This window comes from Stenotrophomonas sp. GD03930 (assembly GCF_029839665.1).
Lineage (GTDB): Bacteria > Pseudomonadota > Gammaproteobacteria > Xanthomonadales > Xanthomonadaceae > Stenotrophomonas > Stenotrophomonas forensis.
Map to the genome: position 1 here is coordinate 112,418 of NZ_JAOCAV010000002.1, position 12,832 is coordinate 125,249.

Here is a 12,832-nt window from a genome sequence, read left to right on the forward strand (position 1 = left end):
AGGCCGCGCAGGGCGCGCAGGCCAGGGCAGCGGCCAGAATCAGGCAGCCGGCCCGCAGTGCTGGGTGCAGCATCGTTCCCCCCGGTTCGATACGTCGCAGCGGCAGTCTGGACCTTCCGACAGGCGGTCGTCCAGTGCCCGTGACCGCAGGCTAGGATCGCAGCGCGCAGACCCCGGGGAGGGGCCTGTGCCCCACCAAGGAGAACGCTCATGCGGCGGATTGCCGGCCTGTGCCTGATCGTGTGTGGTCTTTCGTCCTGTACCAGCGTGCCCGATATCGCCTACTGGCCCGAGCACGAGGCCGTGCGACTCGACGCACCGGCGCGCAGCGAGCGCATGGTGATCGAGATCGATGATGCAGGGCGGTTCCATTGGCCGGGCCAGTTCGACCGCCTGCAGCACTGGCTGGCGGTCGAGCCGGCCGGGCTGCCCGTGGTGGTATTCATCAACGGCTGGCACCACAACGCATCGCCCACAGACAGCAATTTCACCGATTTTGACCGGTTCCTTGCCAGCGTCGAGGCCAAGGCCGGAACGCCGGTCAGGGGGCTGTACGTGGGCTGGCGGGGCGATTCCATCGACACCCCGCTGGCCTGGGAGCCAAGCGACTTCCTGACCGTATGGGACCGGAAGAACGCGTCTATAACCGTTGGTGAGGGTGGGCTGGCGCAGGTGGTGACGATGCTGCGCGAGCAGCACCCCGAGCGTACGGTCTACATGATCGGCCACAGCTTTGGCGGCTCGGCGCTGTTCCATGCGATCAAGAGCGGGCTGGCGCAGGAGCAGTTGCACGGCTTCGAGTACTTCATGCTCAACCCGGCGGTGGCCGAAGGCGAATTCGATGCGGTCGAGCAGGCGCTGGTCGCAGCGTGGGCGGCATCGCCGGCGTTCAGCGGCGCGGTCTCGATCACGGCAGCAGACGCTTTGCGCCAGCATCGCAAGGTCACGGTGCTGCAGGCGCAGGGCGACAAGGCGGTGGGCTTGGGCTACCGGATCGCCTTCCGCGATACCCCGATCGGCTTTGACCGCCAGCGGCAGACCCACCGTGCCAGGGTCTGCGCTGCAGGGGATGCCTGTCGACCCTCGCCCGCGGATGCCTGTACCGCGACCCTGGCCGATGGCCGCTTCGTGCTGCACGCGGTCAGCGTACCCGGCCAGGGCTGCGTGCCGATGCAGCAGCGGCCGGTATGGGTGATTGCCGGCGAGGACAGCGTCTCGGCCAACCATAACGACATCCTGAATTCGATCCAGGCCGAGGCCTTGGCCGACCTGCTGGCGCAGCGTTGGCGCCAGCGGGCAGTGCGCTGAACGGCGCAGACAGGTCACGGGTTCGTCGGCGCCCGGTTTTGGGAGACAATGGGCGACTATTTGCCTGAATGACCGCTCCATGTCCCGACTGCAGTTCCAGCTCAAGACCCGCGACGGCCGTGCCCGCCGTGGCCGCCTGACCTTCCCGCGTGGCACGGTGGAAACGCCGGCCTTCATGCCGGTGGGAACCTATGGCTCGGTCAAGGGCATCCTGCCGGACCAGGTGCGCGCACTGGGCGCCGAGATCATCCTCGGCAACACCTTCCACCTGTACCTGCGCCCGGGCCTGGACATCATCGCCGACCACGGCGGCCTGCACGGTTTCTGCCGCTGGGATGGCCCGATCCTGACCGATTCGGGTGGTTTCCAGGTGTTCTCGCTGGCCCACCGCCGCAAGATCACCGAGCAGGGTGTCACTTTCGCCTCGCCGACCGACGGTGCCCGGGTATTCCTGGGCCCGGAAGAGAGCATGAAGATCCAGAAGGTGCTCGATTCGGACGTGGTGATGATCTTCGACGAGTGCACCCCGTACCCGGCCACCGAAGATGTGGCCCGTCGCTCGATGGAGCTGAGCCTGCGCTGGGCCCAGCGCAGCCGCAACGCGCATGACGAGCTGGGCAACGACGCGGCCCTGTTCGGCATCGTCCAGGGCGGCGTGCACACCGACCTGCGCAGCCGCTCGGCCGAGGCCCTGCAGGCGATCGGCTTCGACGGCTACGCCATCGGCGGCCTGGCCGTGGGCGAACCGGAGCACGAGCGCAATGCCATGCTGGATCACCTGGACCCGGAACTGCCGGGCGACCGCCCGCGCTACCTGATGGGCGTGGGCCGGCCGGAGGATCTGGTCGAGGGCGTTGCACGCGGCGTGGACATGTTCGATTGCGTGATGCCGACCCGCAACGCCCGCAACGGCCACTATTTCACCTCGTTCGGCACCGTCCGCATCCGCAACTCCCAGTACGCGCGCGACATGGACCCGATCGAGCCGGGCTGCGGCTGCGTGGCCTGCAGCGGCGGTTACACCCGCTCCTACCTGCGCCACCTGGACCGCTGCAACGAGATGCTGGCGCCGATGCTGGGCACCCTGCACAACCTGTTCTATTACGAAAAGCTGATGGCCGACATCCGTGCGGCGATCGAGGCGGGAACCTTCCTGGCCTTCCGTGAGTCCTTCTACGCGGCACGGGGGGCGGTCGCGCCGGCCCTGTAACCGGACACCCCCTGCCAAACGGCCCAAGGACGAACGCCCGGGGCCGTGGCATACTTCAAGGCTGACCCAGATCCGCGGTCGACACGCCGTGCCCGTGAACGGGCCGGAGCGCCGCCCAACCAAAGGACCAACGATGAACCTGCTTGCTTTCCTGATTCCCGCCGCCCACGCCCAGGCCGCCGGCGGCCAACCGCAGGGCATGGGCCTGACCACGCTGCTGTTCCCGATCATCCTGATCGCCATCATGTACTTCCTGATGATCCGCCCGCAGATGAAGCGGCAGAAGGAGCACAAGGCCATGCTGGAGAAGATCAAGCGTGGCGACGAAGTGCTGACCAACGGCGGCATCGCCGGCATCGTCACCGACATCGGCGACAACTTCATCACCATCGAAGTGGCTGACAACGTGCGCATCCGCGTGCAGAAGGGCGCTGTCGGCAACGTGCTGCCGGCCGGTACCCTGAAGTCGGCCCAGTAAGCCACTCCCTTTCCGAAGCACAACCGCGGCGCCGGGGATGGCGCCGCGCGGGACCCAAGCAATGCTCGAATTTCCACGCTGGAAGTACGTCGTCATCCTGATCGTACTGGCGCTCAGCGCGCTGTACGCGCTGCCCAACATCTACCAGAAGGACCCGGCCATCCAGATCACCGCCAACCGTGGCGGGCAGGTCGACGATGCGCTGCGCGACCGCGTGCTGGCCGACCTGAACAAGGCCGGTATCACCACCATTGGCGCCGAGAAGGAAGGGGAGAGCCTGATCGTCCGCCTGCCGGACCTGAAGGCGCAGTCCGCTGCCAGCGACGCCCTGCGTGACACCATCGGCGAGCAGTACACCGTGGCGCTGAACCTGGCCTCGACCGTGCCGGACTGGCTGGCCAACCTCGGCGGTCGCCCGATGGTGCTGGGCCTGGACCTGCAGGGCGGTGTGCACTTTGTGCTGCAGGTCGACCAGAAGGCCGCCCTGGACAAGCGCCTGGACGCCTACACCGAAGACGTGCGCAGCACGCTGCGTGACGCTCGCATCGCCTACCAGTCGGTGGAGCGTCGTGCCGACAACAGCATCGTGGCCAACCTGAGCCCGTCGGCCGGTGATGACGCGGCACAGCTCGCCCGTACCGCGCTGGTCAAGGCGCAGCCGACCCTCGGTTACGACGTCAGCGGCAGCCGCATCACGGTGACCATCCCCGAGGCCGAGATCACCCAGATCGCCAACGGTGCCATCGAGCAGAACATCAACACCCTGCGCAACCGCGTGAACCAGCTCGGCGTGGCCGAGCCGATCATCCAGCGCCAGGGTGCCGACCGCGTGGTCGTGCAGCTGCCGGGCGTGCAGGACACCGCCGAAGCCAAGCGCATGATCGGCGCCACCGCCACCCTTGAATACCGTGCGGTGGTTGATGGCAACGCACAGGACGCGATCGCCTCCGGCCGCATCCCGCCGGAAGCGAAGGTCTACCAGCGCCGTGATGGCGGTGGCCCGGTGCTGCTGAACAAGCGCGTGATTGTCACCGGCGACCAGATGGTCGGCGCGCAGGCGGTGACCGATTCGAACAGTGGCTCGCCGGCGGTCAGCGTCACGCTGAACAATGTCGGCGGCCAGCGCATGTTCGACTTCACCAGCGCCAACGTGAACAAGCCGATGGCGGTGGTCTACACCGAGCGCGTGCCGACCGTGACCGTCGTCGACGGCCAGGAAGTGCGTGGCTTCAAGGTCAACGAGGAAGTGATCTCGGTGGCCAACATCAACGGCGTGTTCGGCAAGAACTTCCAGACCACCGGCCTGCAGAAGAAGGAAGCCGAAGACCTGGCCAAGCTGCTGAAGTCCGGCTCGCTGGCGGCGCCGATGGACTTCGTCGAAGAGCGCGTGGTCGGCCCGAGCCTGGGCGCCGAGAACGTCAAGAACGGTATGCGCGCAGTGGTGTTCGCGTTCCTGTTCACCCTGGTGTTCTTCAGCATCTACTACCGCATGTTCGGCGTGATCACCTCGATCGCGATGCTGTTCAACCTGCTGATCGTGGTGGCGGTGATGTCGATGTTCGGCGCGACCATGACCCTGCCGGGCTTCGCCGGCCTGGCGTTGTCGGTCGGCCTGTCGGTGGACGCCAACGTGTTGATCAACGAGCGTATCCGTGAAGAACTGCGTGCCGGCGTGCCGGGCAAGACCGCGATCGTGACCGGTTACGAGCGTGCCTCGGGCACCATCCTCGACGCCAACCTGACCGGCCTGATCGTCGGTGTGGCGTTGTTCGCATTCGGTACCGGTCCGCTGAAGGGCTTCGCGCTGACCATGATCATCGGTATTTTCGCCTCCATGTTCACCGCGATCACCGTGTCGCGTGCGCTGGCGACGCTGATCTACGGCAGCCGCAAGAAGCTCCAGAACGTGGCCATCTGACGGGACGACACGCACATGAAACTGTTTCCGCTGCACATCCTCCCGAACGACACCAAGATCGACTTCATGCGCTGGCGCCATGTCGCCATGGCGGTCACCATCGTGGTGTTCCTGGCCTCGGTCGCCATCATCGGCTTCAAGGGCTTCAACTATGCGCTGGACTTCACCGGCGGCACGCTGATCGAAGCCCGCTTCGACAAGGCGGTGGACGTCGAGCAGGTGCGTACCAAGCTCGAGGAAAGCGGCTTTGACGGCGCGCAGGTGCAGAGTGTCGGTGGCAACACCGACCTGCTGATCCGCTTGGCCCCGCACGGCGAGCATGCCCCGGGTACCGGCGACGCCGCTGCCGAGGACAAGGCCACCGCCGCGGCCGTGGTGAAGGCACTGTCCACCGCCGACAACCAGGCCACCGTGCTGCGCAACGAGTTCGTTGGCCCGCAGATCGGCAAGGACCTGGCGATGAATGGCCTGTACGCCACCATCTTCATGCTGGCCGGCTTCCTGATCTACATCGCGGTGCGCTTCGAATGGAAGTTCGCGGTCACCGCCAGCATCGTGGCGATGTTCGACCTGATCGTGACGGTGGCTTACGTGTCCCTGCTGGGCCGTGAGTTCGACCTGACCGTGCTGGCCGGCCTGCTGTCGGTGATGGGCTTTGCAATCAACGACATCATCGTGGTGTTCGACCGCGTCCGCGAGAACTTCCGCAGCCTGCGCGTGGACTCGATGGAAGTGCTGAACCGTTCGATCAACCAGACGCTGTCGCGTACGGTGATCACCGCGGTGATGTTCTTCCTGTCGGCACTTGCCCTGTACATGTACGGCGGCAGCTCGATGGAAGGCCTGGCCGAGACGCACATGATCGGTGCGGTGATCGTGGTGCTGTCCTCGATCCTGGTGGCGGTGCCGATGCTGACGATCGGCTTCCTGCGCGTCAGCAAGCAGGACCTGCTGCCGAAGGCGAAGGACGTCGAGGCTCTGGCCCGTCGCCCGTAATCACCTGCGGCGCGCAGCACACAGAGAACCCCGCGCAAGCGGGGTTTTTTGTTGGCAGGGCTTGCAGCCCTGCACCTGCGGTAGTGCCGGCCGCTGGCCGGCAACAGCAACAGCGGGCATTCCGTGGGGTGGCGGGGCGGTGTCGGAGTGCGGGGACGCCGTGAACCCATCCCTGGGGGCTTGGCAGCCGCATCCATGCGGCTGACACCCCGCACTCCGACACCGCCCCACCTCTGACAGATTCACGCGGCTGTTGGACCGCGCGCTGTCGGTAGGTGTCGACCTTGGTCGACACATCTGTCAGATATCGAATGAATTCACCCGTGTCGACCAAGGTCGACACCTACCAGAGCTGGGTGCCGTTCCGACAGATTGCGGAAGTCTGTCGAAGGCGGGGTGGGTCCGGTTGAGGGGGTGTGAGCGGCATGGATGCCGCGACCAAGCCCCCATGGACGGGTTCACGGCGTCCCCCTCAACCGGACCCGCCGCGCCAACCCCCGGATAGCCGGCCTTTGACGTTGACGTTGATTGCAGCCGGTGCAGGGCTGCAAGCCCTGCGAAAAGAGAACCACCCTACGCCAGCGTCGGTTGTGCAATCTTCCCTCGCGCACTACGATCCTGCGGTTCGCGCGCGCAGGCGCGCACCCGTATTCCTGCTGAGCGCCCCGTGCGCCGCATCTGCCAACCCGAGGTATCCATGGTCATCAAACCGCGCGTCCGCGGCTTCATCTGCGTCACCACCCACCCGACCGGCTGCGAGGCCGCGGTCAAGCAGCAGATCGACTACATCCGTGCGCGCCCGCCGATCCAGAACGGCCCCAAGCGCGTGCTGGTGATCGGCGCGTCCACTGGCTACGGCCTGGCTGCGCGCATCACCGCTGCGTTCGGTAGCGGCGCGGCGACCCTGGGCATCTTCTTCGAACGTCCGGGCAGCGAGTCCAAGCCCGGCACCGCCGGCTGGTACAACTCGGCCGCGTTCCACAAGTACGCCGACGAAGCCGGCCTGTACGCCAAGAGCATCAACGGCGATGCCTTCTCCGATGAGGTGAAGGCCAAGGCCATCGAGATGATCAAGGCCGATCTTGGCCAGGTCGACCAGGTGGTCTACAGCCTGGCTGCACCGCGCCGCAAGCACCCGAAGACCGGTGAAATCATCAGCTCCACGCTGAAGCCGATCGGTGAGCCGATCACGCTGCGTGGCCTGGATACCGACAAGGAAGTGCTGACCGAGACCCACCTGCAGCCGGCTACCGCCGAAGAAATCGCCGGCACCGTCGCGGTCATGGGTGGTGAAGACTGGCAGATGTGGATCGATGCGCTGGCCGATGCCGGTGTGCTGGCCAACGGCTGCACCACCACCGCCTTCACCTACGTGGGCGAAGAGATCACCCAGGCCATCTACTGGAATGGCTCGATCGGTGCCGCCAAGAAGGACCTGGACACCAAGGTGCTGGGCCTGCGCGAGAAGCTGGCAAAGATCGGTGGCGATGCGCGCGTGTCGGTGCTGAAGGCCGTGGTCACCCAGGCCAGCTCGGCCATTCCGACCATGCCGCTGTACCTGTCGCTGCTGTTCAAGGTGATGAAGGAAAAGGGCACCCATGAAGGCTGCATCGAGCAGCTGGACGTGCTGTACGACATCCTCTACGGCGGCAGGGCTGACGGCGTGGCGGTCGATCGCCTGCGCCACGACCTGGTCGATGCCGATGGCCACACCGTCGCGCTGGTCGATGAGGAAGGCCGCCTGCGTGCCGACTACAAGGAAATGGCCGCGGACGTGCAGCGCAAGGTGGTTGCGCTGTGGCCGCAGGTGACCAACGAGAACCTGTACGAGATCAGCGACCTGGCCGGCTACAAGGCCGACTTCCTGCGCCTGTTCGGTTTCGGCGTGGACGGCGTCGACTACGAAGCCGACGTCAATCCGGACGTCAGGATCGAGAATCTGGTCGACATGACCTGATCAATGAAAAGGCCGGCGAAAGCCGGCCTTTTCGTTGGGTAGTGCCGGCCGCTGGCCGGCAGCCCCGTGGGTCAACCAAACTCGAACCCCATCTCCGGCAAGGCCGGGCCGACGAAGTCGCCCTGCACATAGTCCACGCCGGCACTGAACAGCAGGGTCATCGAATTGGCGTCGCTGACGAACTCGGCGATGGTGCGGATACCGGCTTCCTGCGCACGCGCGGTGATCTGGCTGATGCGGTCGATGTTCTCGCGGGTGGCGGCCAGATCGCTGGTGAAACCGCGGTCCAGCTTGAGGAACTGCGGCTGGAAGTGGGCCAGCAACTGGAACGAATCCAGCCCCGAACCGAACTGCTCCAGGCCGATGCGGCAGCCCAGGGGCGCGACCTCGGCAAGGAACTGCTGCGCGCTGCGCAGATGGGTGAACACCTTCGCTTCCGGTGCGTGCAGCCACAGCCGTTCGCCCGGCACGCCCTGTGCCTGCAGCTCGCGGCGCAGGGTGGCGATCATCTGCGGATCGTCGAACGATTCCGGGGTGACCTTCACCAGCACCTGGGTGGCATGGCCTTCGCGCGCACGTTGGCCCAGCACCGCGATGGCCCGCGAAACCACCCAGCGGTTGATGTCGGCCAGCAGCCCGTGCTCCTCGGCAATGCCCAGGAACGCGGTCGGGCTCAGCAGCTCGCCGTTGTGCTCCAGGCGCAGGTAGGCCTCGTACAGTTCCAGTGGCTCGCCCTGCAGATTCAGCACCGGCTGGTAGTGCAGCTGGAAGCCGTCGCCGGCCAGCGCTTCGCGGATGCGTGCCACCCAGCGCAGCACGCGCTCTTCCTCCACGCGGTCGGCAGCGGCGGGGTCGAAGATGCGGCAGGTATTGCCCAGCTCGGCAGCGGCCTGCGTGCATTCGCTGGCACGTGCCAGCACCTGGCCGATGCTGGCGATCTTCTCGCCCACCTGCACGCCGCCGATGCTGACCGTCACCGTGGCCGAGCGTGCGCCGATGCTGAAGACATGCGCGGCATAGGCTTCGCGGATGCGCTCGGCCAGCGCAACGGTCTGCGCATAGGGCCCAGCCTGCAGCACGGCGAAGTTGTGTTCGCCGAAGCGGGCCAGCTGCGCGTCCTCGCCGACCACCTCGGCCAGCAGGGCGGCGAGCGCGCCGATCAGCGCGTCGGCCGAGGCCAGGCCGATGTCCGGCAGCAGGCGTGCGTAATGGTCCGGTTCGATCAACAGCAGGCCGAACTGGCCTTCGCTGCGACCGGCCTGGGCCACCGCGCTTTCCAGCTGCAGCATGAAGGTCGGGCGGTTGAGCAGGCCGGTGACCTGGTCACGCTGGCGCAGGTCTTCAACTTCGCGTGCCAGCTCCGGATCGAATTCCATGCGGCGGCGGAGCACCACCTGCAGGCAGGATTCGCCCTCGTAGGTCGCCGCCGTGAATTCCATCGTTGCCGGGAACGCGCTGCCATCTTCGTGACGGGCGTCGAGCTGGTACTGCGGCGGCGGCGCTTCGCCACGGCTGAGGCCTTTCAGCAGCTGCTTGAAGCCTTCCACATGCTGCGCGGCGACCATGTCGAGCAGCGAAATGCCTTCGATGTCGTCGAAATGCTCGTAGCCGAACATCTCCAGATAGGCGTCGTTGGCCCGGATGTGCATGCCTTCATGCACATAGGCGATGGGGTCGCGCGAGGAGGCGATCAGCGCGTCGCAGCGGCGCTCGGTTTCGCGCATCTGTGCCTCGATGCGGCGCAGGCCACGGCGGGCCTGCAGGTCCACCCACTGGTCGCGGACCACGGCCAGCAGATGCTCGGGGCGCTGGCGCAGGGCGAGGGCGCGGATGCCATGGCTGCTGGCCTGCACCAGCTCGTCCTCATCGATGCGCTCGGCCAGCAGCACCAGCGGAATATCCTTGCCGCTGGCGGCGATGTGCTGGGCCACCAGCGGCAGTGGAATGCCCGGCGACGGCGAGGCCAGCACCAGGTCGATGGCCTGGCTGTCCAGCACCTGGGCCAGCTCGGCCGCATCCTGCGGGCGCCACGGGCGCACCGCGATGCCACTGTTGCGCAGGGCGCTGACGATGGCTTCGGCATTCTCGCCGCTGTCATCGACGATCAGCAGGCGGATGGTGATGTCGTTCGCGTTCTGCATGCACTGCTCCCCAATCTGCAAATCTAGATACACGATGCGCGCCGAACCGTCCATGCGCGCCCCCCTTGCGCGCATCGAACGGCGATGTGGTTCACACCACGCCGCCGGCCGCGTGGCCGCTGGCCCAGGCCCACTGGAAGTTGTACCCGCCCAGCCAGCCGGTCACGTCCAGTACCTCGCCAACGAAGTGCAGGCCGGGCACGCGCCTGGATTCCATCGTCGAGGACGAAACCTCGGCGGTGTCCACGCCGCCCAGGGTGACCTCGGCGGTGCGATAGCCTTCGGTGCCGCTGGCCACCAACGGGAACGCGCCCAGCAGCTGCGCGGCCTGGCGCAGCACCGGCTCGTCCAGCTGGCGCACCGGGCGGTCGGGCAGCCAGTGTTCGCACAGGCGCTGCGCAAGCCGCTTGGGCAGTACCTCGCCCAGCACCGTGCGCAGCTCGGCGGCCGGCCGCTCGCGCTTCATCTGGCGCAGCCACTCACCCGCATCCTGGCCGGGCAGCAGGTCCAGTTCCAGCGCGTCGCCGGGTTGCCAGAAGGACGAAATCTGCAGGATCGCCGGGCCGCTCACGCCGCGATGGGTCAGCAGCATGAAGTTCTGGAAGCTCTTTCCGTTGCAGCGCGCCTCGATCGGCAGGGCGACACCGCTGAGCTCGGCCAGCCGTTCCTGGTGCTTGCCGCTGAGCGTCAGCGGCACCAGCCCGGCGCGGGTCGGCAGCACCGCGTGGCCGAACTGGCGTGCGATCTCATAGCCGAAACCGGTGGCACCCATGCTGGGAATCGACAGCCCGCCGGTGGCGACCACCAGCGAGGCGCAATGGAACAGGCCGTGGCTGGTGTGTACGCGGAAGCCGTCGCTGCCGTGCTCGATGCGCTGCACGCTGCAGTCGGTACGGACCTGCACGCCAGCCGCCTGGCATTCGTCCACCAGCATCTTCACGATCTGCTTGGACGAGACATCGCAGAACAGCTGGCCCAGCTCCTTCTCGTGGTAGGCGATGCCGTGCTTGCTGACCAGCTCGATGAAATGCCAGGGCGTGTAGCGGGCCAGCGCCGACTTGCAGAAGTGCGGGTTGGCCGACAGGAAGTTGGCCGGGGTGGTGCCGGTGTTGGTGAAGTTGCAGCGGCCACCGCCAGACATCAGGATCTTCTTGCCGATCTTGTTGGCATGGTCGATCACCTGCACCTGGCGGCCGCGCTGGCCGGCGGTGATCGCAGTCATCAGCCCGGCCGCGCCGGCGCCGATGACCACTACATCGCAGCGGATCGTGCTCATGCCTTGGCGCGCTTGCGCCAGTTCGGGATGATGTCGAGCTGGATCTGGTCGTTGAGAATCTGCACTTCGCCATCCTGGATCAGCACGCTGAAGCGCATCGCACGCTGGATCTGCTGGCCCCACTGCTCGACGAAGGCACCGTCGAGGTCGACCACCGACAGGTTGTCGAAACGCGCCAGTCCCTTGCCCTGCTTGGTCCACCAGATCTCGGAGGCGTTGCCACCGTAGTTCACCACCTGCACCTGGCGGCTGCGGTTGCTGGCCTTGCGGATGCGCGATTCGTCCGGATGGCCCAGGTCGATCCACTGCAGGATGTCGCCGGTGTAGTCGTGTTCCCACAGGTCGGGCTCGTCATCGGTGCTCAGGCCGCGGCCGAATTCGAGGCGATCACCGGCGTTGAGGGCGAAGGCGAGCAGGCGCACCATCAGGCGCTCGTCGGTTTCGGACGGGTGCTGGGCCAGGGTCAGGTTATGGGTCGCGTAGTAGCCGCGATCCATGTCGCTGATCTGCAGTTCGGCCTTGCGGATGGTGGCGGTAAGAGCCATGGGGGATCCGTGGACTAAAGAGGACAATGATAGAGGTTTGCTCCTGGGGTGTCCGTTGCCGGGCTGTCGGCAGGGCGTCAACGTGGCACGCTTGCCGTCCTTGTCCGCCGCAGGAATGGACGCGATGACCCCTCCCAGCCGGTTGCAGCTGCCGCCCGGCCACTGGCCCAGCCTGCTTGATGGCCTGTGTGCGCGATTCCCGCGCATCGACCGCGCGCAATGGCAGGACCGCTTCGCCCGTGGTCGCGTGCAGGACGCGCAGGGCAGGGCGCTGGCGCCGGACCTGCCCTGGCAGGTGGGGCTGGAGATCCAGTACTTCCGCGAGGTGGCCGACGAGGCGGTGATTCCGTTCGCCGAGACCATCGTCCATCTGGATGCGCACCTGCTGGTGGCCGACAAGCCGCACTTCCTGCCGGTGACGCCGGCCGGCCGGCACGTGCGCGAAACCCTGCTGGCGCGTTTGATCGTCCGCACCGGCAACCCCGAGCTGGTGCCGCTGCATCGGCTGGATCGGCTGACGGCCGGGCTGGTGATGTTCTCCACGCAGCCGGCCTCACGCGATGCCTACCAGCGGCTGTTCCGCGAACGGCGCATCGAGAAGATCTATGAGGCACTGGCACCGGCCCTGCCGGGCGTGGCGTTTCCACTGCAGCGGCATAGCCGGCTGGTGCCGGGCGAGCCGTTCTTCCGCATGGCCGAAGCGCCGGGCGAGCCCAATGCGCGGAGCTGGATCGAACTGATCGAGGCGGAGGGACCGATCTGGCACTACCGGCTGCGGCCAGCGACCGGCCGCAAGCACCAGCTGCGCGTGCACATGGCCGCGCTGGGCGCGCCGATCGAGGGCGATGACCTGTATCCGCAACTGAGGTCGCGCCCGCAGGGGGCGGCCGAGCCGCCCCTGCAGCTGCTGGCACAGGGGCTGGCCTTCGATGATCCGCTCAGCGGGGAACGGCGGCAGTTCAGCAGCCAGCGCCGCCTGTGCCTGCCGGATCAGGCGGGGTAG

The 12,832-nt window shown here is 66.8% G+C and carries 10 protein-coding genes; 7 read left to right on the plus strand and 3 right to left on the minus strand.

Translation table 11 applies throughout. The annotated features are described in order from the left end of the window. Nucleotides 1–210: 210 nt before the first annotated feature. The 6 genes from N5C18_RS11270 (at nucleotide 211) to fabV (ending at nucleotide 7,867) form a co-directional block, all read left to right on the plus strand. Nucleotides 211–1,308 carry an alpha/beta hydrolase gene (locus tag N5C18_RS11270; RefSeq protein WP_279944613.1) on the plus strand — a complete coding sequence of 366 codons (1,098 nt, stop codon included), beginning with the start codon at nucleotides 211–213 and terminating at the stop codon, nucleotides 1,306–1,308. Between the two features lie 79 nt (nucleotides 1,309–1,387). Continuing rightward, nucleotides 1,388–2,518, plus strand: a complete 1,131-nt coding sequence (gene tgt, locus N5C18_RS11275) for a tRNA guanosine(34) transglycosylase Tgt (RefSeq protein ID WP_279944614.1) — start codon at nucleotides 1,388–1,390, stop codon at nucleotides 2,516–2,518. A gap of 133 nt (nucleotides 2,519–2,651) precedes the next feature. Continuing rightward, entirely contained in the window at nucleotides 2,652–2,996 is a 345-nt protein-coding gene (yajC, locus tag N5C18_RS11280; RefSeq protein ID WP_006434333.1) for a preprotein translocase subunit YajC, read from the plus strand. A gap of 61 nt (nucleotides 2,997–3,057) precedes the next feature. Further along, nucleotides 3,058–4,914, plus strand: coding sequence for a protein translocase subunit SecD (gene secD, locus N5C18_RS11285; RefSeq protein WP_164242437.1), 1,857 nt, complete (start codon nucleotides 3,058–3,060; stop codon nucleotides 4,912–4,914). Nucleotides 4,915–4,929: 15 nt separating this feature from the next. Next, a complete protein-coding gene (secF, locus tag N5C18_RS11290; protein WP_053512183.1) occupies nucleotides 4,930–5,910 on the plus strand; it encodes a protein translocase subunit SecF in 981 nt (326 codons plus the stop codon). 697 nt (nucleotides 5,911–6,607) lie between these two features. Next, nucleotides 6,608–7,867: an enoyl-ACP reductase FabV gene (gene fabV / locus N5C18_RS11295; protein WP_164242436.1), complete on the plus strand. Its 1,260-nt coding sequence runs from the start codon at nucleotides 6,608–6,610 to the stop codon at nucleotides 7,865–7,867. Nucleotides 7,868–7,938: 71 nt separating this feature from the next. Here fabV and N5C18_RS11300 read toward each other — a convergent pair whose 3' ends face one another. The 3 genes from N5C18_RS11300 to N5C18_RS11310 all read right to left on the minus strand — a co-directional run bounded on the left by N5C18_RS11300 (nucleotide 7,939) and on the right by N5C18_RS11310 (nucleotide 11,829). Next, complete coding sequence (locus N5C18_RS11300; protein ID WP_040009725.1) at nucleotides 7,939–10,008, minus strand: EAL domain-containing protein; 2,070 nt, start codon at nucleotides 10,006–10,008, stop codon at nucleotides 7,939–7,941. 91 nt (nucleotides 10,009–10,099) lie between these two features. Then, the gene (locus tag N5C18_RS11305) at nucleotides 10,100–11,284 is read right to left on the minus strand and encodes an NAD(P)/FAD-dependent oxidoreductase (RefSeq protein ID WP_008265205.1); all 1,185 of its coding nucleotides are present in this window, start codon (nucleotides 11,282–11,284) and stop codon (nucleotides 10,100–10,102) included. Further along, nucleotides 11,281–11,829, minus strand: a complete 549-nt coding sequence (locus tag N5C18_RS11310; RefSeq protein ID WP_053449505.1) for a YaeQ family protein — start codon at nucleotides 11,827–11,829, stop codon at nucleotides 11,281–11,283. Before N5C18_RS11310 ends, N5C18_RS11305 begins: the two co-directional genes overlap by 4 nt. Before the next feature lie 124 nt (nucleotides 11,830–11,953). Here N5C18_RS11310 and N5C18_RS11315 point away from each other — a divergent pair, with 124 nt between their 5' ends. Next, nucleotides 11,954–12,832, plus strand: a complete 879-nt coding sequence (locus tag N5C18_RS11315; protein ID WP_053512043.1) for a pseudouridine synthase — start codon at nucleotides 11,954–11,956, stop codon at nucleotides 12,830–12,832.